The sequence below is a fragment of the Sphingobacterium sp. 40-24 genome (assembly GCF_001899705.1).
Classification (GTDB): domain Bacteria; phylum Bacteroidota; class Bacteroidia; order Sphingobacteriales; family Sphingobacteriaceae; genus Sphingobacterium; species Sphingobacterium multivorum.
Map to the genome: position 1 here is coordinate 45015 of NZ_MKWH01000032.1, position 22226 is coordinate 67240.

Below are 22226 nucleotides of genomic sequence, written 5' to 3' on the forward strand. Positions count from 1 at the left end.
ATTTTTAATAGAGGAAATATCAATCTTAATTGGTAAATTTGTACAAGAATATTTTTACTATGAATCAAGCTGAAAATTTTGCAACTGTAAAAAAAATCTTTGAAGCCTACTTAGAAAATAAAAATCTAAGAAAAACACCAGAGCGCTATGCGATTTTGGAAGAGATTTATTCCCGTACTGATCACTTTGATGTAGAGTCTTTGTATATCCATATGAAGAACAAGAAATATCGTGTCAGTCGTGCTACAGTTTATAATACCCTAGAACTTTTGGTCTCTTGTGACTTGGTTACAAAACACCAGTTTGGAAGGAACATGGCACAATTTGAGAAGTCATATGGGTTCAAACAACACGATCACGTGATCTGTATTGAATGTAATAAGGTTGTTGAATTCTGTGATCCACGTATCAACCAAATTCAGAGTCTCATGGGAGATCTTTTAAAATTTGATATTAAGCACCACTCACTCAATTTGTATGGTGTATGTCAAGACTGTCAACTTAAGAACAAAAAAGAAGAGACCGTCGCTCACGAAGCTATTTCAAATTAATCTTATATTTTCTTAAATATAATAGTACATTTGTTCAGGAATGTTCAGGGGAAAATTCCTGAACATTTTATTTTTAAATAGAGTCTATTTTTATTAATAACATTTTAATTACTATACTTTAAAAGCTATGCAAGTTGATGTGCTTTTGGGCTTACAATGGGGTGACGAGGGTAAAGGTAAAATCGTAGACGTATTTTGTCCAAAATACGATTTAATCGCTCGTTTCCAAGGCGGCCCTAACGCCGGACACACGTTGGAATTCGATAACAAGAAATTCGTACTCAACACAATTCCATCTGGTATCTTCAATGAAGGTACACTAAATCTTATTGGTAATGGTGTCGTTATCGATCCGATTATCTTAAAAAGAGAGTTAGACAACCTGAAGACAGCTGGTTTTGATCCGGTGGGTAAAGGCAATTTAGTTTTAGCGCGAAAAGCACACCTTATCCTGCCTACACACCAATTATTGGATGCTGCCTCAGAATCAAAAATGGGTGCAGGAAAAATTGGATCCACTTTGAAAGGTATCGGTCCAACTTACATGGATAAAACCGGTAGAAATGGTTTACGTGTAGGTGATACGACACTTCCGGATTTTCAAGAGCGTTACCAAAAGTTGAAAGAAAAACACCTAAGCATTCTTTCGCACTATGGTGAGATACCTGATTTCAGTGAAAAAGAGAAGGCATTTTTAGATGCTATCGAATTCATTAAATCTATCCCACATGTGGATTCAGAGCATTTGGTGAATCAATATCTGAAAGAAGGCAAACGTGTGTTGGCTGAGGGTGCGCAAGGTACGCTGTTGGATGTGGATTTTGGTTCTTATCCATTTGTAACTTCATCGAATACCACAACAGCCGGAGCTTGTACAGGCCTAGGTATTGCGCCAAATAAAATCGGCAAGGTATATGGTATCTTTAAAGCTTATGCGACTCGTGTAGGTGGTGGTCCCTTCCCTACTGAACTTCACGATGAAACTGGCGAAAAATTACGTCAATTAGGTCATGAATTTGGAGCAACTACTGGTCGTGCTCGCCGTACAGGTTGGATTGATATTCCTGCCTTGAAATATGCTATTATGCTTAATGGCGTAACAGACTTGATTATGATGAAGGCCGACGTTTTGGATACCTTCGACAAAATCTATGCATGTACACATTATAAATATAATGGTGAAGTGATTGATTATATGCCTTATGAAATCATCACACATCAAGCCGAACCTATCTTGGAAGAAATTGATGGGTGGAAACAAGATTTGACTGGTATAACGTCTGAACAGCAGATACCTGAAGCATTAAAAAATTACATTTCTTATTTAGAGAAAGCTCTTGAAGTACCTATCACAATCCTATCGGTAGGTCCTGATCGTAAACAAACATTAGCTTTATCAAAATAAACTATGCGGATCGAAAGTTTTGATCTTCTCGATTCTAAAGATAAATTTCATCAAAAAGCCCTGCATTGGTCGGGGCAATTTGATGAAATTTCTTTCTTTAATAGTAATGGGATGTCCGATCAATGGGGAAGATATGAGCAAGTATTGGCTGTCAAGGCATTATTCTCCTTCCGTGCAAATGAAAATGTATTTGATCAGCTCGATACATTTTTGAATTTATATCAATCTCAGTTTATCCCTGGATTTCTATCCTACGACCTCAAGAATGAGATAGAGGAATTACAGACAACGGGAAAGGATCAGCTCGAATTTCCGGAAGCTTATTTCTTCGTGCCAGCGATTACGCTCCGATGGACGGCAAATCAAGTGCATATAGAGGCTGAAGATCCAGTTAAAATCTATCAAGCTATTTCCGATACGAAGATTCCTTTAGCAGCTCCAATCGTAGTGCAAGTACAATCGCGTTGGACAAAAAGTGAGTACGTCAAAGCATTTGAAGATGTGCAAGCGCATATTCAACGTGGAGACATTTATGAAGTTAACCTTTGTCAAGAATTTTTTGCTGAGAACGCCGACATCTCGCCGCTCGAAGTTTATCATCAATTGAATAGCATATCACCTACCCCATTTAGTTCGTTCTTCAGAGTAGGACATCATTTTATCATGTGTGCTTCTCCGGAGCGATTTTTAGCGAAAAGGCAGGGAAAGCTGATTTCTCAGCCGATTAAAGGTACGGCGAAAAGGGGGGCAAATCCAACAGAGGACCGACAGATTATAGCTGATATGTTGCGGTCAAAAAAGGAGATTGCTGAAAATGTGATGATCGTTGATTTGGTGCGTAATGACCTGACACGAAGTGCTCTTCCTGGCACGGTTGAGGCTACTCGCCTTTTTGAGATTCAATCCTTCGAACAAGTGCATCAAATGATTTCTACCATTACCTGCATGCAAGACCCAGAAGTCGCCAATGTGGATGTATTTAGAAATACCTTTCCTGCAGGTTCGATGACAGGTGCTCCCAAAATTGCAGCTATGCAAATTTGCGATCAGCTTGAAGCTCGAAAGAGAGGTGTCTATGCAGGGTCTATCGGATACTTTGACACTGTACATGATGAGTTCGATTTTAATGTTGTCATCCGCTCACTGCTGTATAATAAACAAAAACGGTACCTTTCCTTTCATACTGGAGGGGCGGTCACCAATCAGGCAGCTGCAGATCAGGAGTATCAAGAATGCCTTTTGAAAGCTTCAGCCATCCTTGAAGCCCTAGATGCAAGATTGGAAGAATAAAACTATACTAATTTTGTAGAGAATATTTTTTGCTTCAAGTATTTTTTCGACCTTTGTCCCATTGGTACCACAAGTTCCTTATATCGATCTACATACTCATCGGAATTATCCGATCAAAGAGCGCGCGATTCTCTCGGTGAAGAATATCGCATTGAATCATGCCGAAGAAATCACTGAAACAGATTGCTCCATAGGGTTACATCCATGGTATATAGACGGGAATTCTGAACTTGCTTTAGCCTTAATGAAAGGAGGATTAAAGCAGTATCAAGTTTTGGCGATAGGCGAATGCGGTTTGGATAAAAATATTGCCATTCCCCTCATCCAGCAGCAGCAGGTCTTTGATCGACAGGTTCAACTGGCTCAAGTTTATCGAAAACCGTTGATTATTCATTGTGTTCGAGCTTTTCAGGAGATTGTCGGTTGTTTAAAAAAAGTGAATTTTAACGAAGCTGTTGTTTTCCATGGCTATCGGAAAAATTGGACACTAGCTCGGCAATTAATTGATCAAGGGTACTATCTTTCAATAGGTGGACATTGTTTAAATGGAAGTCAAGACGAGCTTTTGGAAAATATTTCACTCAGTCAATTGTTTCTAGAAACGGATACAGATACGACCGTAGAAATTACTACGCTTTATCAATACGTAGCTCGGATCAGATCGATCGAGTTGGAGGAGCTAAAGCTGGCTTTATACCAAAATTATAAGAAAGTATTTAATAAGTGAGGCCATCATAGTCTGTTTATTCACGTTGTCGGATAGCTATAAGGTTTCATGAAAATATAAAAAAACAAATTTAGATAGATGAAAGATTTAAGTTGGCTGTCACGTACCGAAGCATTGATAGGTCGATCAGCGGTTGAAAAATTGGCAAATTCACATGTGATGGTTTTGGGATTAGGTGGTGTTGGATCCTTTGCTGCAGAATTTATATGCCGAGCGGGAGTTGGGAAAATGACCATTATCGATGGAGACACAGTGGATCCGTCTAACCGTAATAGACAATTGCCTGCCTTGGCAACTAATCATGGTGAAGCAAAAGCTGAAATTATGCGGGAAAGATTGTTGGCCATTAATCCTGAGTTGGATTTAACCGTAATACAAGATTTTATCATTCCAGAAAAGATACCCGCTTTATTAGAATTGGCGCCAGATTATTGTGTGGAAGCCATTGATAGTATTACACCGAAACTATTTTTCATTCGGAGGGCGTTAGAAGCCAATATACCATTTGTGAGTTCAATGGGTGCCGGTGGCAAAGTGGATCCGACAAAAATAAAAATTGCTGATATCGGTAAATCTTATAATTGTAAGTTGGCCCAACATATCCGTAAGAAATTGCGCAAACATGGTATACGTGATGGAGTGAAAGTGGCATTTTCAACCGAACTTCCAAACAAGGATTCATTATTGTATACCGATGGAAGTAATTTTAAAAAGTCCGCTTATGGCACCATGTCCTATTTACCAGCGGCTTTTGGTGGGGCAATAGCTTCTGTTGCTATACGAGATTTAATAGAAAATGCTTAACTTAGGTATTAAATAAACATATGAAGAAATGAAAGAAGCTGCCTGCCAATTGCGGGTAGCTTCTTTTTTTCTTAGGCTATCGGCTTGTGACCCCTTTTATATCAATACCTTTGGGCTTGATATGTTCCAATCGTTTCTTGAGTGTATCTATTTTTGATTTTTCAAGATTACCCGTTGCAATTATAATCCCTTCTTTAACCTGTGCTGTAATGGTCGGAAAATCTTCCAGAACAAGGTTAACATCTCGTGTTAAGGTAGAATCTATCGCGCCGCCCAAAATTTCGTGATATTTTTCACGGGCATCTTCTGGTTCAGGAAGATTTACGACAATATTGTTGTGAATGGATTTGATATCCTCTCCTCCGGCTAGCTTTGTTTTGTTTTCTATGTCCTGCTTGAGAGAGTCTGAACCTATTTGTCCATTCAAGGTTACATTACCCTCTTCGACATCGACTCCGATGCCCGCAGTAGTTTCCAACGCTGTCTCGATTTTTGATCTTAGTTTTTCGTCCGACTCGGGCGATCTACAAGAGTGAATAAATAGTGCAGCACCAAGCAAGAAGATTAAAATTAAACTATTGAATTTCATGTCATTCTTTGTTTCTGTACTAAATAAGAACAGATGCGTCGGCATATTGTTTAATTTTTCGGTATTTTCATCACCTAGTAAATTGCAATAACTTTTTGATTAACGTTATTAAAAACAAAACTATCACCTATTTTTTTCCCGATAAGTAGTTGTCCAATTGGAGATGCAGGCGAGATAACGAAGATATTATTGGTCCCTATTTTTACAGCTCCGATACTTGTGGCGATCAAATATAGTCCAACATTGGTTTGAACAAGTGTTCCTAATCTGACGACATCAATTACATCATTTGATAATGATTCTATACTGATCAGTTGCTGTAGATCTTTATTTGCTTCAAGGAGTTGTTTTTGGTATCGATTGATGTCCTGTTGAATCATTTCACGTGACGTCTCATATTTGTCTCCAGCACTACTTTTTGTATCGTCATTGCTTGAATCCCGTGCGGTTTCCAAAGCAGATTCTATCATTGTAATACGTTCCTTGGTGCGTTTTAGCGCTATGTCAAGGACCTCCCCTTTTATGTCGAAATAATTATTTGTCATTCCGAAAAATAAGGAATAAGTTTTATTCATTAAAAAATAAAAACAATAGGCTTAGGCTCAATAGAATATAATAAATTGGATGGTAAATAATACGAATAAGGTTGCAATAAATTAAAAAATTACTACATTTGTGCACTGAAACACGGAAAGGTGTCAGAGTGGTCGAATGAGCAGTCCTGGAAAGACTGTATACGGGATGACTGTATCGAGGGTTCGAATCCCTCCCTTTCCGCAAAACAAACCGTTTTTAACACTGTTAAAAACGGTTTTTCTGTTTTAAGTACTAAATCGGCACCAAAAACAGCACTTAGATAAAAGCAAAGAAGTTCATGTTTAATGGGACTGTCTTCTTCCAAATCCCACGTATAATAAGAGCCAAATCCGGTGACTGGAGAGTCGTTATGAATACGAGATTCTGAGCTAGATTAATGAGTTCGAAAGTTTTACATTATCGCTCTACATTTTGTTAGTTGTCTAAATTTTACCTTAAGATATTCAAGTAGGCACATAACTTTACCTATGAACTGTATAATTCTTTCGTAGGCTTTCTTGATCAAGAGAATTAACAACATCAGTCAATTTTTATTAATGGATCTTGTTGCCAATCAAAAGTCAATTCATCAAATTATTGGCGTTTTTTATATTAATATTTTTTTATAATATATTAATATATGTTTATATTTAATTAATCGTACAAGCTAATGTTAATTAAGTTTTAAATGAAAAGGATAATTCAAGAAGAAGAACTTGTCAAAACTGGAAAGATGAAAAAAGATCCGCTCACTATGTCTGCGGATGAAAAGATACAATGGAGGCAAGAATTGCAAAAGAGCATTCGTTCCTATTTATTTTCTCGCGAACAGCCATTGGTTTATAACAAGGATGGGCAAATGGTTGAAGAGCATCGCGATGGCACGATTCAAAGTATTTGATCATGGCGACAATATATGTGATAACCGGTCCCCCTTACATTGGGAAAAGTACTTGTGGTCAGTATTTCATCCCAGAAGGGATTAAGATACTTGACCCAAATCTCTTTGTTCAAAGCTATGCTGAACTAGGTTTAAAAGATGGATATCGGAGATTTGAGGAACAGCTGTTGGGGCTGCTGAGTCATGACGAAGATTTTGCTGTTGAGGTCAATATCGTTAATAAGGCGCATCTTCAAATGCTACAAGACATTAAAGCCTTGTATCCTGAAAATAAGATTGAAATGATCTTTTTTTACACCGATAATATGTACATATGTCAAGCGAGGTCTAAGGCTAAGAAAAATAGTAGTTGCGACTCCGACCCTGACAAAATAACCCGTTCATATATTCATACCATGCCGCTTGTGAAAAGGCATCTAAATCTCTTTTCCTCCGTTAAGGGGATCGATATAAGCGAAAACCACATAGTACCTGAAACTGTGTTTAAATACCAAGATAATGTTTTAGGAATCGAGGAGGCTAGATCTCTCCCCGTATGGGCTCAGTGAAGGAACATCATACCCACTTAAATTTCGATAAAAGGAGAAGTCTAAATTTAAAGGCTCTTGACCTGACCAACTTCTACCTTTGTTCGGCTTTTCCTCAGCTGGACTTTAAGTTGGCTTTGATGAAAACTTTCATATTCATACTTACTGCAGTTCCAAATGGTTGATCCTTTTAAGCGATAGATATTATTACTACCACAACGATTATAATAACTTTGGCCTATTATAATCATTATTTTAGTACAATATCTTTTATACGAGCAAGCCCCTCGGATGAATCGCTAAAGATGATCTTGCCATCTCGGTCAATGACAATATAGGTCGGAAAGATAGAAACGCCCAATTCGAAGACGATAGAATTTGTTTTTTGATTCATATCCACGTATAGCTGAGGCGAGTTTAAACAATAGTGTATTTATTACTATATTTGAGAATAAACCGAACATAAAAAAACATGGATGCCCTCAACTTTCAACTTACGCTTAGACCGACAATATACACGGATTTAGAAACACATTATCAGTTTCAGCTTGATGAAGAAGCAAATTATCTCGCCGCATTTACCTCAAGTACTTCTTCAGACAAAGAAGCTTACCTTGAGAAATATGCTAAATTTCTCAATGAGCCAAGTATAAACAATCAAACGATTCTGGTTGATGGGACAATTGTAGGAAGTATTGCGAAGTTTGTTATTGATGGTGATGCTGAGATCACTTATTGGATTGACCGGAAATTCTGGGGACGTGGAATTGCAACAAAGGCGCTTAAAGAACTTCTTTCATTTGAAACAAGCCGTCCGATTTATGGGCGTGTCGCTTTCGATAATATCGGTTCTCAAAAAGTACTGGAAAATTGTGGTTTTGTTAAGGTTGGTACAGACCGAGGTTTTGCTAATGCACGCCAAATCGAAATCGAGGAATTTATTTATAGATTAGATGAATCAGTGATTTGATCAGCCTATTCATTACCAGCTTTCTTCTTAGTACATTTTGCATTTACGTTTCTGGGCCTGACAAGAATATTCCAGTCTTAATATGTCTTATCGGACACACTACTAGACGCATTATTTAGGATCGTCTTTATCGGAAAAGATCGCCTTTAACTTTTCTTCTAAATCTTTTTCCCTGAGGTCGCGGTATATAATTTTTCCTGTGGGATCCAATAAGAAGCTTGCTGGTATGGAATTTATGCCATAACGTTTTGCTGCTTGGCTATCCCAACCTTTTAAATCAGATACTTGTGGCCAACTGAGCTTATCATCTGCAATTGCTTTCATCCATTGTTCGCGTTGAGCCGCCTTGTCCAGGGATACTCCTAAGATCTCGAATCCCGAATCTTTGTATTTATTGTAAAGCGCTACAAGATTTGGATTTTCCTCACGGCATGGTCCACACCAACTAGCCCAAAAGTCTACTAATAGATACTTTCCTCGGAATTCAGTTAGTTTTAGACTCGTACCCATTTGCGTCTGTAGTTCAAGATCGGGGGCAATCTGTCCAACTTTGGTCCTGATCGACGATTCTAATTGCATGGGTATCTCTTTGGCCAAAGGGTAGCTTCTGAGCTCCTCCGCTAAACCGCTGTATATCCCTTTAACCTCTTCTATAAATTTCTCCTGTCCAGCAACAAAGGATAAACTGATTAAACTAAGGTAAGACGATGGATGTTGGCGAGCAAATGCTAAATGAACGCTATACAGGTCATCCATTAATCCCTTTTCCCGATCAATAAAAGCTTCCCGTACTTTAGGATCGCTCTGTTGATTAGCTGAAAGTGCATAAAATTCTTTATTAAGTGCTGTAAATTTATCATCTACAACGCTTCGCATTTTTTTTAAAGCATCTTGGTCGAGATTAATTTGAGACCCGCTAATTACAATGTTCTTCAAGGAGTCGCTTGCTCGCATTTCCATAGTCACAGGCTCAAGGTAAAAACGAAAAAAATCCATTTGCTCGTTGCGAGCTGGTCTATTTACATATGGATTTTTATTGAGATATAACGATGATGAAACAGGATAGTCTACGGTTCCCGAAAATGAAAAATTTCCTCCTCTGGAAAAAGTGGAATCCACGACAGACTTACCTTCTATCTCGTAGATCAAAAATACTTTAGCACCATCCTGCAGTGGGGGTATTGTGCCATTAATTTGATAGCGATTTTGCCCACAAACGAGGAAAGGAAGCGTAAGAGCCACTACTAGCAATCCTGCCCGAATTCTCATAATATAAAGTCTATTTTCCGTTAATTTACGAACCTAAATATACGGAATTTTTCTGTTCTAAACCAGTCACTATTTAGTATAATCCATGGTATATACCCGATAAAACAATTTGACAGGTGTTTTCTGCCATAAAAGAGGTAATAGATAAGTTATTAATTTGTGTGTTTTACCAAACTTTTGCATCTTTGCGTATTAGCACCAATATTTAACAAATCACCTTTATATTAACTTAAAGCTGTAAAATGCAAGACGAGATCATTAAGCACACGAAGAAAATTTATAAAACCGCAAAGGAGCCAAAGCATAGTCTCACCGAAAAATTGAAAGAAATATCCATTGAGATCTTCATTATCGTTTTTGCAGTATCACTTTCGATATGGCTTCACGGTTGGAGTGAGCATAGGCATGAACAACAAGAAGTAAAAGAATTTTTGGAGGACCTAAAAGTCGATCTCGAAAAAGATGTCCACGACTTAGAAAAGCAAAATTCCTACCTAACGAACACAGCGGAAGGATGTAAATTTTACGGGGAATTAAACCAACAAAAAATTGATAGCTTGGTGAAAGTCAACCCAAATGACCGTATTAAGATGAACCTTAATCCGATCTTTAAGATCAGAAATACTGGAAATTATGAAGGATTTCGATCTAGTGGAAAAATCGGTCTCATTAAGGATCGAAAATTAAAAACAGGAATTTTGGAATATTATCAAACCGTAGTACCATCAAAAGACGATTGGCAAACCTACTATAACTCATTGGTTTTTAATCTCGCAGATGAGCTGGTATCCGTTCCCAATGCAAATATCAATCCTGATTTAATGTACAAAGCAATTAACGCATCGCCAAAAGTAAAAGGGATTCTTATCAATGCAGCATCTCAAGCAAATATGATTATTCAGCTGAATGATCAGGTGATTAAATCTGCCAAAGAAATCATTGCCGAAATTGAGCATAACAACGAATAAATCGGTTTAAAATGAGTGTGTAATGCCTTACCAATAAAAAAAAGCTTCTTTTAAAGTTTTAAAAGAAGTCTTTTTTACTTGTTATAGATATTATCTCATCGGATTTTCACTGTTATCTGTCATCGATTTCCATACGCATTTCCAGAAGATTTGGTTTAAATCCTGCCTTTGCATAGGCTTTTATTGCACTGGTATTTTCTTCATAAACCTGAAGTCTTACTTCCGAGATATTTCTTTCTTTTGCCCAATCGATCAATCGGTGTAAAATCATCTTGTTGATACCCTGACCTCGATATTCTGGCCTAACGTACATAAAACCAAGATAAGCATACTTTTCATACTTTTGATAAGGTTTTGAATCCAATAATTTCGCATATCCTGATCCGACAAGTTGATCGTCAACAACTGCAACAAGGACTTCAGCCTCCCTAGACTTGATCAATTCGAGGAGATCATAATAATGAATTTCGCCTGGCTTTAATGTGTTATCAAAAGGTCGTTCCGCTTCAACGATCCCTTGTTCAAACTCAATTAACACATTGATTTCGCTTTCTTTTGCTTGTCTGATGATTATTTCCATAATTAATATTCTGCATGTATTATTCCGCCTCTTTCGGGCTCGATCCACTGTTGGCAAACTACAAATCGCATAGCACCTGTAGTATTATTTTCATATTTTAAGTTCTAATTAGAAGGAACTTCGGAGCCTTTTTCACCTTTTCTACAAGTTACATATTTATCACTTATAACGGAGGGGCTACTTATCAAGAATATGGAACTCTCGTTTTTCCAATAATCCATTTTTGTATAGTTCAGTATAAATCAACGGTCCTCTTTTTCTTGTGTTGATTATTGGTTCCCCCGTTTCTTCATTATATTCCTGCAATAATTTATAATACTTCCATTTGCCATCAGGAAGCCCTCCTTTATACCTTGCTTCCAAGTACGTATACGAATCTGTAAATGATGGATATTCTTGTAAGTCCACAAACCGATTTGTTTTAAATTCGATCCATTTTCCTTCTTTATGGTGATTTTTAATTGAGCCCTGTTCTTCATCTGTTTTATATAATCCATTCTGATCATAGTATCTGACAAATGTTCCGTTGCTTAAGAGCTGAAATTGATAAACAGGTTTTTGCCTAAAGGGATTCTCATTAAATTCATAATCCCGCAATGAGATTATAAAATTTTTATCGATATAGAATAGTGTATAGTCTGTGAATCCCATTTCTCCCTCATGATGAAGATAAATTCTTCTTATATCAACCGGCTTCCCATTCTTTACTGAAATTAAATATATTTTTTCTATGAATGGTTCACTATAGCGGACAGCGTTATAAATGGCCAGAAAATGAAGCGAATAATCCCCATAACGGAGGAAATTGGAGGCAAGTTTAATCTGATTATATTCTTTGCCGATATCTTGCTCAAATGGAAAAGAAACATCATATGCTTCGGGTATCGTTACGAGATTGTTTTTGATTGATTGATCAAATTTTAATGCATAGCGATTTCCTAAACCACGGTGATCTTGCATAGCCGACAATACGGAATCGACAGGTAGTTGTTTTGAAATATTTGAATACCCAAATGGAAGCGTTATACAATTCCTTTTATCCGTATTAAAAAAGTTAGATCCTTCAACTGATGCAGGTATATTTAAATTCTTATATCCGGTTTGTGCTTTGCTGTAGTTGGAAACAAGTACAAGCACAAGAAGGATAAAGGTTTTATTAATTTTACTAAACATATACTCTTTAGTTGTTCACATTGATCCTAACATTGCTCCATGAGTTTTCAGGCAAACTGAGCCATCATCTCCTATCTAACCTACCAAGCTATCTCCTTCGCTTTTTTTAATGTTTCTTCGATATTTTCACACAAAATCTTGGGAATAAAATCCTCTCTTGGCATTCCGTTGATATGATACAATCTTTCCGTTGGGAATTGGAATCCAATTTTTGTTTCTGTGAGACGGAAGTTTGAAATTGCGCCTAATAGCCCGGCCATAGGTGTGCCAATAACTGTCGCTCTATCAAGCGCGTCAAAACCTATAGCTATCCCTTCGCCCATACTTCCTGTCCAGTGTCCCACGAGGATATACACATTACCCTTGAAGATTTCCTTACGTGGACTTACATACTCTACCCAATGTCGTTTTGTGTCATAATCCTTCTCATCAAATTCGTGAATTTGATAAGGTAGAACTTTATTGACAAACCGCCCCATAATGGCCCTCGCAACCGTTGAATTTCCACCGCTAGGAGTTTCAGTCAAATCCAAAATAAGGTTTTTATTAGAAATCAAACTGTCAAGCGTCTTATCAAATTCAGCGATCAAGTTATTATTTCCCAGTGAATTATTGATTTTGATATAGGCTGTGTTTCCATTTATAATTTTATAATACAACAATTCATTCCGATTGCCATAGCTTACCGGTTCAAATGTTTTACGTTCGCCGTTTTCAACGACAGTAATCACGCGTTTCTTATCATGAGTTCCCGCAAAAAGCATATCTAAAGCATACTGATACATCTTTGGACTGTAATGATCTGTAAATCGAGGTAAGAAACTTTTTAACTGTTCATCGATTGCTTTTCCGTTGAAAAGAGTTACTTGCATACCAATTTTTAACCCAGCTAAATCTGCACCAAAACCTTTTCTTAAGTCTTTTATTAAATATTTGTTTCCATTTTTTTCGACACGTAGGTCGGACCATGATGGAATTATCCTGTTTGATGTATTAAGATTTGTGCTTAACGACGAATGTCCATTGTACAGCTCATTCAACGTATTTTCAAGCAACTGAATAAACTCGTTGTCATTTGTAACTTTTTCTACTTGTGAAGAATAAATTTCTTTGACTTTATTCCAGTCGATATTTTGCCTTTCTAAATAAGCATAATGTTTATTGATATCAGACCAAAACTCATAAAAATCCTTTTGGTATTTGGTTTGGGCGAAAATATTATTCTTTGTTAAAAATAAGAATACTATAGTAAAAATTGCTTTAGTCAATAGGCTTAATTTCATTGTTGTGTTCTTGAAGTGGTATTTCATTGGTCCAACCATAGCAAAAATAATAAAACCGGTGTTAAAATACTGAATCTTTTGAAAGCATTACTTTTTTCGTAATCTCTTTGTATAGATTTATAACTTGGAAAATCCTGGTGTTGTGATTCAGCAATTAAGCTGTTAACATCCCATTGGAGTTTTGATAATGATTAATTTGGTAACTTTTTTACCGTTATCTTTAAGACGACATGCGATTCGTAAGAAATAACGGCTTATACCGACTCCTGATGGATATTCAGATGGCGATTTTACTTTAGTCAAAAGTTTAAACCATTCTTCACCACACTGCTCTTTTACTTTTTGTTTCAACTCGTCCATAGATACGCTGGGAAAGGTCCGATGATCCTGATCAGTATATTCTTCACTTAGAAAAAGGCCATTCCCATTTGTTTTAAAGGCTTCCAGTCTGAGTTAAAATGTTTCCATTCGGTAAGATCACAATGGGGACCTTCATTCATAATAGTTACGCTGGTTTCATAGCGTTGTTCCACCTTCAAGTCACGGACCTGATCACTTAAAATAGAAATATAAGTTCCCTCGATGCTTTCCCCGACTTCTGCTTCGATTTCTACGGTATCACGTTGTAGTCGATCCATCCTTTCTGGATCAAAAATGGCCATACCTTGAATCGAAACGACAAATTCATTGAATTTTATGGATGTTGTAGTCTTAACCTCATTCGTGGTATGTGAGGCGGGGACCGTATCTATCTGCTGCCTGGATATCACTACTTCTCCGTCAATAGGATGTTCTGATTGCTTAACATCCCGTTTTTGTAGGGGTACGCTAGGATTGTTACAAGAGCAAATTGCAGCAACAGTTAGCATGATGATATTTTGTTGTATGTTCATCTCTATACCTTAGTTTGTATTTTCTTTGCTTAACCGGGCAGTGTAGTACGCAAACTGCTTCATATTTTCATTGGCAACTTTTTTAAGCGTATAAGCTTTTATGATAATCGTCGTGCTATCGATCCATCTGATGTTTTCCACCGCCCAATTGTCCGTTTCAAAACTGTTGTATTCGGAAAGTTTGATCCGGAAAGGAGCCTTTTCTTTGCGGACAGCAAGTACCCCTATAAAGCAACTATTCGCAGCATAGGCCTCATTATAATAATAAGCAAGAAAATCTCCGTTTGGAGATGGAATTGGTATTTCAACTGCACCGTCGCCGACTGAAGCAATTGTATGTTGACTACCGTTGATGCTATCGAGTAAAACTAAATCGCTAAAACCTAATGATTCAGCAACATGAATGCTTACGAGAATATGCATTTTCAGTTTGGGAAGATAGCCTTTATACGCCCAACCCTTAAATCCATCGCCATAACCGGCTGAAAAACTATATTTCCTGAACTTTAGCTTGCCTTTGCCTGTAGGAATCACAAAGCTTTTCCGTTCAACAGCAGGAGTTTTATTGATAATGTTGGAGCTAAATGCTTTATGATAGTCTTCTGGTGTAGCTGCTTTGATTACTAATTTGGGAAGGCTATCATAACAATCTCCATAACCTACTGTCAAATTTGGTATAGATTGACCGTAAACAAGGTTTATCGAAAAAAGAAATATCAATAGCGATTTCATATTTATTTCTGGATTTTAGTAAAAACAGGATTCCATCTAACATAACCCTCCCTGCGTTGCATGATGAAATAGATCTATTGTTTGTTCAAAAGTGACATCATGAATCGATCATCGTGTAAAGATAGGCCACAAGCCGCAAAAGTTTAAGACCATTTAATATTTGCATGTGGCGATTTATTATTCGCTATTTCTTTAAAGGATGAAGACTTGACGCTGTTGTATTACTATACAACTCTCCTGTTTTATCCCAACATTTGATCCTCTTGAAAACGATGACTTCGACTCATCGTCACTAGTCCAGCAGAGTGGCAACTAACAGTACAATAGCGGGTTTTTCCAAACAATCGCGAATCAAAATGAGTTTACAATGCTGTTTTATTATGGGATTGACAGATCGATCAATTTCGCTTAAAGACGGCATTCCCTTCTTTGATTGTTTCAATTACTTTGATGTCCCGTAATTTTTGGGGATCAATTGTTAATGGATTTTGATCCAAAATAACCAAATCAGCTAGTTTTCCTTTTTTGAGAGACCCTTTATCTTTTTCTTCCTGATACTGATAGGCAGCATTGATGGTAATTGCTTTGAGTGCGTCCCTGACATCAATACGTTCATCTGGCCCCAACAACATTCCCGAACGTGTCGTCCGATTGACTGCAGCATACACCCCGGTCAATAGATCTGGAGGCGTTACTGGGCTATCATGATGGATGGTAAACAGTATTCCCGCTTTTTTTGCCGACTGAGCTGGACTAATAAACGCCGCACGTTTGGGACCAAAAACACTTTGATAGTGCCAATCTCCCCATAAGTAAACATGGGATGAAAAATAGGAAGGAATAACACCGATATCTTTTATCTTGGCGATATGATCGGGGCGGCTGTTCTGCACATGTATCAAGGTTGCCCTAAGCTCAGGTTTATAAATTCCTTCGGCTTTCAATCTGCCGATCACACGAAGTGCCTGATCAATAGCCGCATCGCCATTAACATGTAGTTGTGCCGTAATATGATTTGAAAACACTGTTTTTAAATCATTGTAGAGGGTCTGGTCCGAAAAGATTGGAAAGCCTTTGTAATCTGCCGGTTGACCTTCTGGTGGAATCAGGTATGGTTCTGTCAACCAAGCTGTCTTCCCCTGAGGCGAACCATCATCAGAAAATTTAAATCCACCAAATTTCAAACGCTTTTCGTATTTCATGTAACTGGGTTTAAAGGATTTCCATTCGGCTTTGTTTGCTTCAAAATCCGGAAAATAAACCACATCTGCCTTTAGAAGATTTTTCGAAGCTGCTTCCTTCAACAGGCCAACCCCCACTCCCATCGAACGTCCGTCACAGATTGTTGTCTGCCCATAACTAAGCCATTCGTCTTGCGCTTTGACAAAATCTTTTAGGGATTGAGATAGCTCATTTTTGGCCTGTTGAGGCTTGGGAATCATATTCGTCAACTTCACCAGTGCGGCAAAAGAGGCATTTTCTTCTAGTTTGCCGTTTAGTCGATTATCAGGGCTTCGGCCGTAATGTCCCCCCTCCGGGTCTTTCACATTTTCGGCAATACCTAATAACTTCAACATCGCACTATTGGCAACACTTGCATGACCAGAAGCATGAATGACAATAATCGGATTTGTCGTACTGATCGCATCCAATTCCTGACGAGTCGGATGGCGATGCTCACGCATGATAGCATCATCGTAACCATTTCCTAATACAGGAACAGACGCGCCTAATTTTGTTCGCTTAATAACTGATAATATAGTCTTTTGAAGATCTGGTATTGAATTAACGGTACCATATGGACTTGGCGATAAATCTATTGCCTGTTCCATTCCTGCTCTTGAAGTGATATGGCCATGGGCATCAATAAAGCCAGGCAGTAAAGTTTTTCCCTTCAAATCGATCTGTTTCGTGTTTTCCCCTACATAGGGGCCCGCTTCTTTCCGGCTACCGACGAAAAGAATTTTCCCGCCTTTTACTACTAACGCATCTACTTGGGGAAAATCATCTTCCATCGTAATAATATTTCCACCAAAATAGAACGTATCGCCTTTTTGCTGACTGCTCTTACAGCTTAAAATAAAAAAGGGTAAAAGGATAATTAGATATTTCGTAATTATTGCCATGTGAGAGGTTAACTGTACTGATGAATAACAACAGAATACAGTTAATTGTTTCGCAGCTCTTTGCTGGGGAACAGTCGGTGGAAAAATGCGCATCTAGATGCGCATTTTCGATTAAAGCAGAATCGGTAGCAGTTGATCTAGACTTTCTACCTGCAGGAAATTGCTTGGTTTAACCTCATCACAAGCTTGCTCATGTGTCCAAGTCACATGGTAAGGGACATGTATTGCCTGTCCCCCCAATGCCAAAACAGGCAGAACATCGGAGTTGATTGAATTTCCGATCATGATAAAATTTTCAGCGGGGCATTCAATTTTTCTTAATAATTTTGAGTAATCGTCATTTTTCTTGTTACTCATAATTTCCACATGATGGAAGTACTTTTGGAGACCCGAATTTTTCAGCTTTCTTTCCTGATCCAAAAGGTCGCCTTTTGTGGCTACGATTAGCTTATAATGTGCACTCAGCCTTACCAACGTATCTTCAACACCTTCCAATAATTCAATCGGCATCTTTAATAAATCTTGTCCAATCGCTATGATTTTGTTTATTGTCTTCAGCGATAACTGTCCTGCCGAAATACGGCTGGCAGTCTCTATCATACAAAGAATAAAGCCTTTCACACCATACCCATAGAGGGACAGGTTATTCATTTCTGTTTCAAATAATTCTTTTGATACTGCATGCTGTGGAAGATAATTTTCTAACAGTGCACAAAAATCATGTTCTGCTTTTTGAAAATATGGTTCGTTTACCCATAATGTATCATCTGCATCGAATGCGATGACTTTAATGGCAGTTTTATTGATAATCATTCTAATTTTAATTCAATTTAAGTAGTTTACTTGATCTTGATGCCATTATATTGTTCCCATAACCCGGTCAAGTTTAGGTCTGAATCATATACGGCATTAAAAGCAAACAGTTTTCCCTTAGCCACATAATCATAAATATAAAGATCGGTTAAAGGGGTCGGAATAGATTCCAGTTCGTCTGCAGCGATCCATTCGAGGTCACCCTCATTACAATAGGGGGCCTCTACATATTCGATATCGGATACATATACATAGCTGATCCAATTGTAATTGATCGGTGATGTTTCGGTTAACATGCCACAAAATTGTTTTGACGTGATATGGATCCCTGTTTCTTCCATGACTTCACGAACTACCGCATCATCCGGGTTTTCAAATGGGTCTAATTTCCCACCAACGGGAACATACATATCTTTATTGGGTTCTTTAAGGCGCTTTAACAATAGAAACTTATCTTTATTTCTTAATATACATAGTGTGGCTACACGCTTCAAACCTGTCACTTCAGTGCTCATTTCTTTTCTGTTTGTAACAAAAATAGAAAATGTTGCGAGAGTCTTCAAGTATTTTAGCGAATTCATTCAGTCTATCTCTCCTCAGTAAGGACTTGCATATCTATTGCATCGGCATAAGTCACCTTGGCGATCACTTTTCCATGAAGCGGACGCCATAATCTTTACGCACTCACTCTCATGAGGTACCGAAATTTATTTTTGAGGGAAAGCCCATTATCCAATGAACGATCGGCATAATGGGCTATATCCATAGAATTAAACATTAAATTATGCGGGTCTTAAATGATAGGCTTTAGGCTGAACAAATGCTCGTATACCTTGAGCCGATAAGGTCGAACCTAAGCCAGAATTTCGTCTTCCGGACCAAGGCACATTAGGGCTTACCCTATCACAGCAGTTCCAATACACCGTTCCTGTATCCATTTTGCTAAGGATATTCATTGCTCTATCCTGATCGGACGAAAACACCGCTGCAGTAAGGCCATAGGTCGTATCCTGCATCAACGTAATTGCCTCTTCGTCTGAAGTGACCTTTTGTATACCTATCAACGGACCAAAAGTCTCTTCACGCATAAGTAGCATGTTGTGATTACAGTGCTCAAATACTGTGGGAGCATAATAATATCCCTTACCTTCTAATACATGTCCGCCCAACCGTAGTGTTGCTCCCTTTGCAAGGGCATCTTTCACTTGATCCTCAAGGACGTCCAGCTGAGCAGCCCTCGTTAAAGGACCGATAAATGTGTCTCCAGCGCAAGGATCGCCAACCTGATAGGAAGCTACCTCCTCAATAAATGCCTCGACAAACTCATCGTATATCTGTTCTGAAACATAGATACGTTCAACAGCACAACAGCTCTGCCCATTGTTGTAGAAAGCGCCCTCAGCTACCGACACTGCCGCCTGTTTTATATCTTTCACATCTTCTGTTACGTATAGTGGATCCTTTCCGCCTAGCTCAAGCTGGACTGGAACTAATTTATGCGCTACGGTCCTAGCAATATGTACTCCAGTTTTATAGGATCCAGTAAAGAAATAGCCATCCAATGGCAATGATAAGATATGCTCGCCAATCCTCCCATCTCCAACAATACAGTGAAATACATCATCAGGTATACCGGCTTCATAAAGGTATTTTGCAAACTGCAATCCGGTTAGCGTAGCAAATTCAGAAGGTTTATAAAGCACGGCATTGCCCGCAACCAAGGCGTACAGAAAAACATTAAAGCCCACATTATAAGGAAAATTCCATGCAGAAATATTGGCAATTACACCAAGTGGTTCATAGCGAATATGTTCTAGTGTAGCTCCCTCATTTACAATAATTTCTTCTGAAAGCCATCTTTCAGCATTTTTTCGAAGATGCTCGATACGGTTTTGTGCTCCGTTAATTTCATTAAGCGATTGTGTGATGGGTTTGCCCGTCTCCTTGATAAGGATCTCCGCAAGTTCCTGTTTATTCGCCAAGATCAGCTCCCCAAATTGTATGATGCACGCCAAACGATCCTTCAAAGGAACGTTGGCCCATTTTTGCTGTCCCTGTTTTAGTAAGGAGAGTGTATTTTCCAATTCAACTGTTGTGGTTGAAGGCAACGTTGCTACTACAGCACCGGTTGCAGGATTTCTAATTTCTATGTTGTCTTGCATGTTCGATAAAAACATTAAGAATTAAATTTTCATCTAAAAGTATTCCCTTCTGTGTTTGGGAAAATTCGGGATGCCATTGTACACCCATCACTTTCCCGGCCGCTTCTTTGGTATAACCAAATGCTTCGATAAATCCGTCTTCCGAGCGCGCAAAGACTTCGAGATCATGGCCAAGATCTTTAATAGCCTGATGATGTACAGTGTTGACCAATGGATTGGCAACATGGCCATATAGTCTGTCGAAAAGTGTTCCTGGTTCTATATGTACGGGATGATTGATGGTGTCGTATAGACTTGCTGAACGATGTACAGCCGACTGAGGAAGCTGACTACCGATATCCTGATACATTGTGCCTCCAAAATAGACGTTCATTAACTGAAATCCCCGACAGATACCTAAGACTGGCTTATGATTTCTGATGGCATAATCCAATATCTTTAGCTCATATTGATCCCGATAAGGGTCTCCTTTCCAGGGTCCGATAGGCTCTTCTCCATAATGCTGGGGTGCTATATCGCTTCCACCTTGAAGAACTATGCCATCCATCTGGTGTAAGATGTCCGCTAATAATGATTCTTCAAGATCCGGCAATAATATAGGAAGAACGCCTTTTTTAGTTATCCATCGAACCATATCATTTTCCATATAGCTCAGTGATTTGTGTCCAAAGACCGTCCTCTCGGGGTCTGGATAAAAAAAACACGCACTAATACCGATTTTTAACATATTATTTTCCTTCGTAAGCGGTTTCATAAATTGCAAGAAAATCTGCTTTGCTAACGGGCTTGGGGTTTGATGGGTGACAGAAATCTGCAAACGCCAGTTCTGATAACGGTTGCAGATGTTCCTTTTGCACGCCTATCGCAGATAATTGTGTTGGCAGTCCCAAACGTACATTGAGGTCAAACAGATAGTCTACGACCCTGTCTCCAGCATGACTGCCGAGCCCTAAAGCCATGGCCATTTTATCGAAACGATCTTCAAAACCGACATAATTAAACTGCATGCCATAGGGAAGATTTACCGCGTTGGCCAGTCCATGATGGGTATCAAGGAGCGAGGACAGCGGATGCGCTAAACTATGAACGACTCCTAAACCCTTCTGAAAAGCAACAGCTCCCATCAATGATGCCAAAAGCATTTTAGAGCGGGATGGCAAGTCTGATTCTTTCGTAGCACACTCAATAGACGTCGCCACCATGGCCATTCCTTCAAGCGCTATACCATCACACATCGGATGATACCCTTTGGCCAAATAGGCTTCCATATTGTGGGTAAGTGCGTCCATTCCCGTTGCTGCCGTAATAAACGGTGGCAGATCCATTGTAAGCAAAGGATCGGCAAATACAATTTTTGCCATCAATCTGGGACTAAATAGAATTCGTTTTTTCTTGGTTTCATCTTCTGAAATAATAGCACTACGCCCCACCTCACTCCCAGTCCCGGCGGTCGTGGGTACAGTAATCAATGGTGGTATCTCGTTGGTCACATAGATATCGCCACCGATCAGATCGTCGTAATCAAATAAATCACGATGATGATTTGCGCGCAAGGCAATTGCCCGTGCTACGTCGAGTGCTGCTCCACCGCCAACGCCAATAATTGAATCTCTATTTTGCCCTCTAAAGACATCTCCTCCCAAAAGAACATCAGATTTTATTGGATTTTTATGCAAATCATGAAAGACAATAACGTCGATCCCTTTGTTCGTCAGCTTTTGTTGGACTCCCTTAAAAAATGGCAGTTGGGCGATAGTCGGATCCGTTACCAGTAGAGGGCGATTAAGTCCATTGGTCAATAAATAGTCTGGTAGCTCATCGATCACTCCAGCACCAAAACGGATCGATGTCGGAAAATTAAAACCGTAAATTTTTGCTGTATCCATT

General features: G+C 38.6%; 25 protein-coding genes and 1 tRNA gene. 10 read left to right on the top strand and 16 right to left on the bottom strand.

What is annotated here, in order from left to right; all coding sequences use genetic code 11:
- Window positions 1–59 precede the first annotated feature (59 nt).
- The 5 genes from BGP15_RS11415 to BGP15_RS11435 all read left to right on the top strand — a co-directional run bounded on the left by BGP15_RS11415 (window position 60) and on the right by BGP15_RS11435 (window position 4777).
- A complete protein-coding gene (locus BGP15_RS11415) occupies window positions 60–551 on the top strand; it encodes a Fur family transcriptional regulator (RefSeq protein ID WP_046673375.1) in 492 nt (163 codons plus the stop codon).
- A gap of 127 nt (window positions 552–678) precedes the next feature.
- On the top strand, window positions 679–1956 hold the full coding sequence (locus BGP15_RS11420) for an adenylosuccinate synthase (RefSeq protein ID WP_286769571.1): 1278 nt from the start codon (window positions 679–681) through the stop codon (window positions 1954–1956).
- Window positions 1957–1959: 3 nt separating this feature from the next.
- A complete protein-coding gene (locus BGP15_RS11425; RefSeq protein ID WP_286769572.1) occupies window positions 1960–3246 on the top strand; it encodes an anthranilate synthase component I family protein in 1287 nt (428 codons plus the stop codon).
- 61 nt (window positions 3247–3307) lie between these two features.
- Window positions 3308–3973, top strand: coding sequence for a TatD family hydrolase (locus tag BGP15_RS11430; RefSeq protein ID WP_286769573.1), 666 nt, complete (start codon window positions 3308–3310; stop codon window positions 3971–3973).
- Window positions 3974–4051: 78 nt separating this feature from the next.
- The gene (locus tag BGP15_RS11435) at window positions 4052–4777 is read left to right on the top strand and encodes a tRNA threonylcarbamoyladenosine dehydratase (RefSeq protein ID WP_286751888.1); all 726 of its coding nucleotides are present in this window, start codon (window positions 4052–4054) and stop codon (window positions 4775–4777) included.
- A gap of 76 nt (window positions 4778–4853) precedes the next feature.
- On the opposite strand, the gene BGP15_RS11440 is transcribed toward BGP15_RS11435, so the two are convergent.
- On the bottom strand, window positions 4854–5366 hold the full coding sequence (locus tag BGP15_RS11440; RefSeq protein ID WP_286751889.1) for a BON domain-containing protein: 513 nt from the start codon (window positions 5364–5366) through the stop codon (window positions 4854–4856).
- Window positions 5367–5440: 74 nt separating this feature from the next.
- Window positions 5441–5911, bottom strand: a complete 471-nt coding sequence (locus BGP15_RS11445; RefSeq protein ID WP_286769574.1) for a 3-oxoacyl-ACP synthase — start codon at window positions 5909–5911, stop codon at window positions 5441–5443.
- A gap of 144 nt (window positions 5912–6055) precedes the next feature.
- Between BGP15_RS11445 and BGP15_RS11450 the strand changes: the two genes are divergently transcribed.
- The 3 genes from BGP15_RS11450 (at window position 6056) to BGP15_RS11460 (ending at window position 7391) form a co-directional block, all read left to right on the top strand.
- Window positions 6056–6143: transfer RNA gene (locus BGP15_RS11450), tRNA-Ser, on the top strand.
- A gap of 487 nt (window positions 6144–6630) precedes the next feature.
- Window positions 6631–6843, top strand: coding sequence for a hypothetical protein (locus tag BGP15_RS11455; RefSeq protein ID WP_046673369.1), 213 nt, complete (start codon window positions 6631–6633; stop codon window positions 6841–6843).
- Between the two features lie 2 nt (window positions 6844–6845).
- A complete protein-coding gene (locus tag BGP15_RS11460; RefSeq protein ID WP_286751890.1) occupies window positions 6846–7391 on the top strand; it encodes a hypothetical protein in 546 nt (181 codons plus the stop codon).
- A gap of 229 nt (window positions 7392–7620) precedes the next feature.
- Here the strand turns inward: BGP15_RS11460 and BGP15_RS11465 are convergent, their stop codons facing one another.
- On the bottom strand, window positions 7621–7764 hold the full coding sequence (locus tag BGP15_RS11465; RefSeq protein ID WP_286769575.1) for a hypothetical protein: 144 nt from the start codon (window positions 7762–7764) through the stop codon (window positions 7621–7623).
- A 78-nt stretch (window positions 7765–7842) separates the two neighbouring features.
- Between BGP15_RS11465 and BGP15_RS11470 the strand changes: the two genes are divergently transcribed.
- Window positions 7843–8340 carry a GNAT family N-acetyltransferase gene (locus BGP15_RS11470; protein WP_286769576.1) on the top strand — a complete coding sequence of 166 codons (498 nt, stop codon included), beginning with the start codon at window positions 7843–7845 and terminating at the stop codon, window positions 8338–8340.
- 111 nt (window positions 8341–8451) lie between these two features.
- On the opposite strand, the gene BGP15_RS11475 is transcribed toward BGP15_RS11470, so the two are convergent.
- Window positions 8452–9609 (bottom strand): TlpA disulfide reductase family protein, encoded by a 1158-nt coding sequence (locus tag BGP15_RS11475; RefSeq protein ID WP_286769577.1) that lies wholly within the window; start codon window positions 9607–9609, stop codon window positions 8452–8454.
- 242 nt (window positions 9610–9851) lie between these two features.
- Here BGP15_RS11475 and BGP15_RS11480 point away from each other — a divergent pair, with 242 nt between their 5' ends.
- Window positions 9852–10577 (top strand): DUF6090 family protein, encoded by a 726-nt coding sequence (locus BGP15_RS11480; protein ID WP_286751894.1) that lies wholly within the window; start codon window positions 9852–9854, stop codon window positions 10575–10577.
- 112 nt (window positions 10578–10689) lie between these two features.
- Here BGP15_RS11480 and BGP15_RS11485 read toward each other — a convergent pair whose 3' ends face one another.
- The 12 genes from BGP15_RS11485 to BGP15_RS11540 all read right to left on the bottom strand — a co-directional run bounded on the left by BGP15_RS11485 (window position 10690) and on the right by BGP15_RS11540 (window position 22225).
- Complete coding sequence (locus tag BGP15_RS11485; protein WP_286769578.1) at window positions 10690–11157, bottom strand: GNAT family N-acetyltransferase; 468 nt, start codon at window positions 11155–11157, stop codon at window positions 10690–10692.
- A gap of 177 nt (window positions 11158–11334) precedes the next feature.
- A complete protein-coding gene (locus BGP15_RS11490; RefSeq protein WP_286751896.1) occupies window positions 11335–12330 on the bottom strand; it encodes a hypothetical protein in 996 nt (331 codons plus the stop codon).
- An 80-nt stretch (window positions 12331–12410) separates the two neighbouring features.
- Window positions 12411–13613: a S41 family peptidase gene (locus BGP15_RS11495; RefSeq protein WP_286769579.1), complete on the bottom strand. Its 1203-nt coding sequence runs from the start codon at window positions 13611–13613 to the stop codon at window positions 12411–12413.
- A 162-nt stretch (window positions 13614–13775) separates the two neighbouring features.
- Window positions 13776–13973, bottom strand: coding sequence for a hypothetical protein (locus BGP15_RS11500; protein ID WP_286769580.1), 198 nt, complete (start codon window positions 13971–13973; stop codon window positions 13776–13778).
- A 47-nt stretch (window positions 13974–14020) separates the two neighbouring features.
- Window positions 14021–14506 carry a hypothetical protein gene (locus BGP15_RS11505; protein ID WP_286769581.1) on the bottom strand — a complete coding sequence of 162 codons (486 nt, stop codon included), beginning with the start codon at window positions 14504–14506 and terminating at the stop codon, window positions 14021–14023.
- A gap of 9 nt (window positions 14507–14515) precedes the next feature.
- Window positions 14516–15238 carry a hypothetical protein gene (locus BGP15_RS11510; RefSeq protein WP_286769582.1) on the bottom strand — a complete coding sequence of 241 codons (723 nt, stop codon included), beginning with the start codon at window positions 15236–15238 and terminating at the stop codon, window positions 14516–14518.
- Window positions 15239–15636: 398 nt separating this feature from the next.
- Window positions 15637–17364 (bottom strand): amidohydrolase, encoded by a 1728-nt coding sequence (locus tag BGP15_RS11515; protein WP_286769583.1) that lies wholly within the window; start codon window positions 17362–17364, stop codon window positions 15637–15639.
- A gap of 111 nt (window positions 17365–17475) precedes the next feature.
- Entirely contained in the window at window positions 17476–18177 is a 702-nt protein-coding gene (locus BGP15_RS11520; RefSeq protein WP_286767204.1) for an HAD family hydrolase, read from the bottom strand.
- 26 nt (window positions 18178–18203) lie between these two features.
- Window positions 18204–18692 carry an NUDIX hydrolase gene (locus tag BGP15_RS11525; RefSeq protein ID WP_286751901.1) on the bottom strand — a complete coding sequence of 163 codons (489 nt, stop codon included), beginning with the start codon at window positions 18690–18692 and terminating at the stop codon, window positions 18204–18206.
- Window positions 18693–18959: 267 nt separating this feature from the next.
- Window positions 18960–20339, bottom strand: a complete 1380-nt coding sequence (locus BGP15_RS11530; RefSeq protein WP_286769584.1) for an aldehyde dehydrogenase family protein — start codon at window positions 20337–20339, stop codon at window positions 18960–18962.
- The gene (locus tag BGP15_RS11535; RefSeq protein WP_286769585.1) at window positions 20317–21093 is read right to left on the bottom strand and encodes a gamma-glutamyl-gamma-aminobutyrate hydrolase family protein; all 777 of its coding nucleotides are present in this window, start codon (window positions 21091–21093) and stop codon (window positions 20317–20319) included. The genes BGP15_RS11530 and BGP15_RS11535 overlap by 23 nt, the downstream gene beginning before the upstream one ends.
- On the bottom strand, window positions 21068–22225 hold the full coding sequence (locus BGP15_RS11540) for an iron-containing alcohol dehydrogenase (protein ID WP_286769586.1): 1158 nt from the start codon (window positions 22223–22225) through the stop codon (window positions 21068–21070). The genes BGP15_RS11535 and BGP15_RS11540 overlap by 26 nt, the downstream gene beginning before the upstream one ends.
- Between the last annotated feature and the right edge of the window lies 1 nt (window position 22226).

Coding starts and splice junctions, on each gene's coding strand:
- BGP15_RS11415 (WP_046673375.1), top strand. CDS start 60: ATGAATCAAGCTGAAAATTTTGCAACTGTAAAAAAAATCTTTGAAGCC.
- BGP15_RS11420 (WP_286769571.1), top strand. CDS start 679: ATGCAAGTTGATGTGCTTTTGGGCTTACAATGGGGTGACGAGGGTAAA.
- BGP15_RS11425 (WP_286769572.1), top strand. CDS start 1,960: ATGCGGATCGAAAGTTTTGATCTTCTCGATTCTAAAGATAAATTTCAT.
- BGP15_RS11435 (WP_286751888.1), top strand. CDS start 4,052: ATGAAAGATTTAAGTTGGCTGTCACGTACCGAAGCATTGATAGGTCGA.
- BGP15_RS11440 (WP_286751889.1), bottom strand. CDS start 5,366: ATGAAATTCAATAGTTTAATTTTAATCTTCTTGCTTGGTGCTGCACTA.
- BGP15_RS11445 (WP_286769574.1), bottom strand. CDS start 5,911: ATGACAAATAATTATTTCGACATAAAAGGGGAGGTCCTTGACATAGCG.
- BGP15_RS11455 (WP_046673369.1), top strand. CDS start 6,631: ATGAAAAGGATAATTCAAGAAGAAGAACTTGTCAAAACTGGAAAGATG.
- BGP15_RS11460 (WP_286751890.1), top strand. CDS start 6,846: ATGGCGACAATATATGTGATAACCGGTCCCCCTTACATTGGGAAAAGT.
- BGP15_RS11465 (WP_286769575.1), bottom strand. CDS start 7,764: ATGAATCAAAAAACAAATTCTATCGTCTTCGAATTGGGCGTTTCTATC.
- BGP15_RS11470 (WP_286769576.1), top strand. CDS start 7,843: ATGGATGCCCTCAACTTTCAACTTACGCTTAGACCGACAATATACACG.
- BGP15_RS11475 (WP_286769577.1), bottom strand. CDS start 9,609: ATGAGAATTCGGGCAGGATTGCTAGTAGTGGCTCTTACGCTTCCTTTC.
- BGP15_RS11480 (WP_286751894.1), top strand. CDS start 9,852: ATGCAAGACGAGATCATTAAGCACACGAAGAAAATTTATAAAACCGCA.
- BGP15_RS11485 (WP_286769578.1), bottom strand. CDS start 11,157: ATGGAAATAATCATCAGACAAGCAAAAGAAAGCGAAATCAATGTGTTA.
- BGP15_RS11490 (WP_286751896.1), bottom strand. CDS start 12,330: ATGTTTAGTAAAATTAATAAAACCTTTATCCTTCTTGTGCTTGTACTT.
- BGP15_RS11495 (WP_286769579.1), bottom strand. CDS start 13,613: ATGAAATTAAGCCTATTGACTAAAGCAATTTTTACTATAGTATTCTTA.
- BGP15_RS11500 (WP_286769580.1), bottom strand. CDS start 13,973: ATGGACGAGTTGAAACAAAAAGTAAAAGAGCAGTGTGGTGAAGAATGG.
- BGP15_RS11505 (WP_286769581.1), bottom strand. CDS start 14,506: ATGAACATACAACAAAATATCATCATGCTAACTGTTGCTGCAATTTGC.
- BGP15_RS11510 (WP_286769582.1), bottom strand. CDS start 15,238: ATGAAATCGCTATTGATATTTCTTTTTTCGATAAACCTTGTTTACGGT.
- BGP15_RS11515 (WP_286769583.1), bottom strand. CDS start 17,364: ATGGCAATAATTACGAAATATCTAATTATCCTTTTACCCTTTTTTATT.
- BGP15_RS11520 (WP_286767204.1), bottom strand. CDS start 18,177: ATGATTATCAATAAAACTGCCATTAAAGTCATCGCATTCGATGCAGAT.
- BGP15_RS11525 (WP_286751901.1), bottom strand. CDS start 18,692: ATGAGCACTGAAGTGACAGGTTTGAAGCGTGTAGCCACACTATGTATA.
- BGP15_RS11530 (WP_286769584.1), bottom strand. CDS start 20,339: ATGCAAGACAACATAGAAATTAGAAATCCTGCAACCGGTGCTGTAGTA.
- BGP15_RS11535 (WP_286769585.1), bottom strand. CDS start 21,093: ATGAAACCGCTTACGAAGGAAAATAATATGTTAAAAATCGGTATTAGT.
- BGP15_RS11540 (WP_286769586.1), bottom strand. CDS start 22,225: ATGGATACAGCAAAAATTTACGGTTTTAATTTTCCGACATCGATCCGT.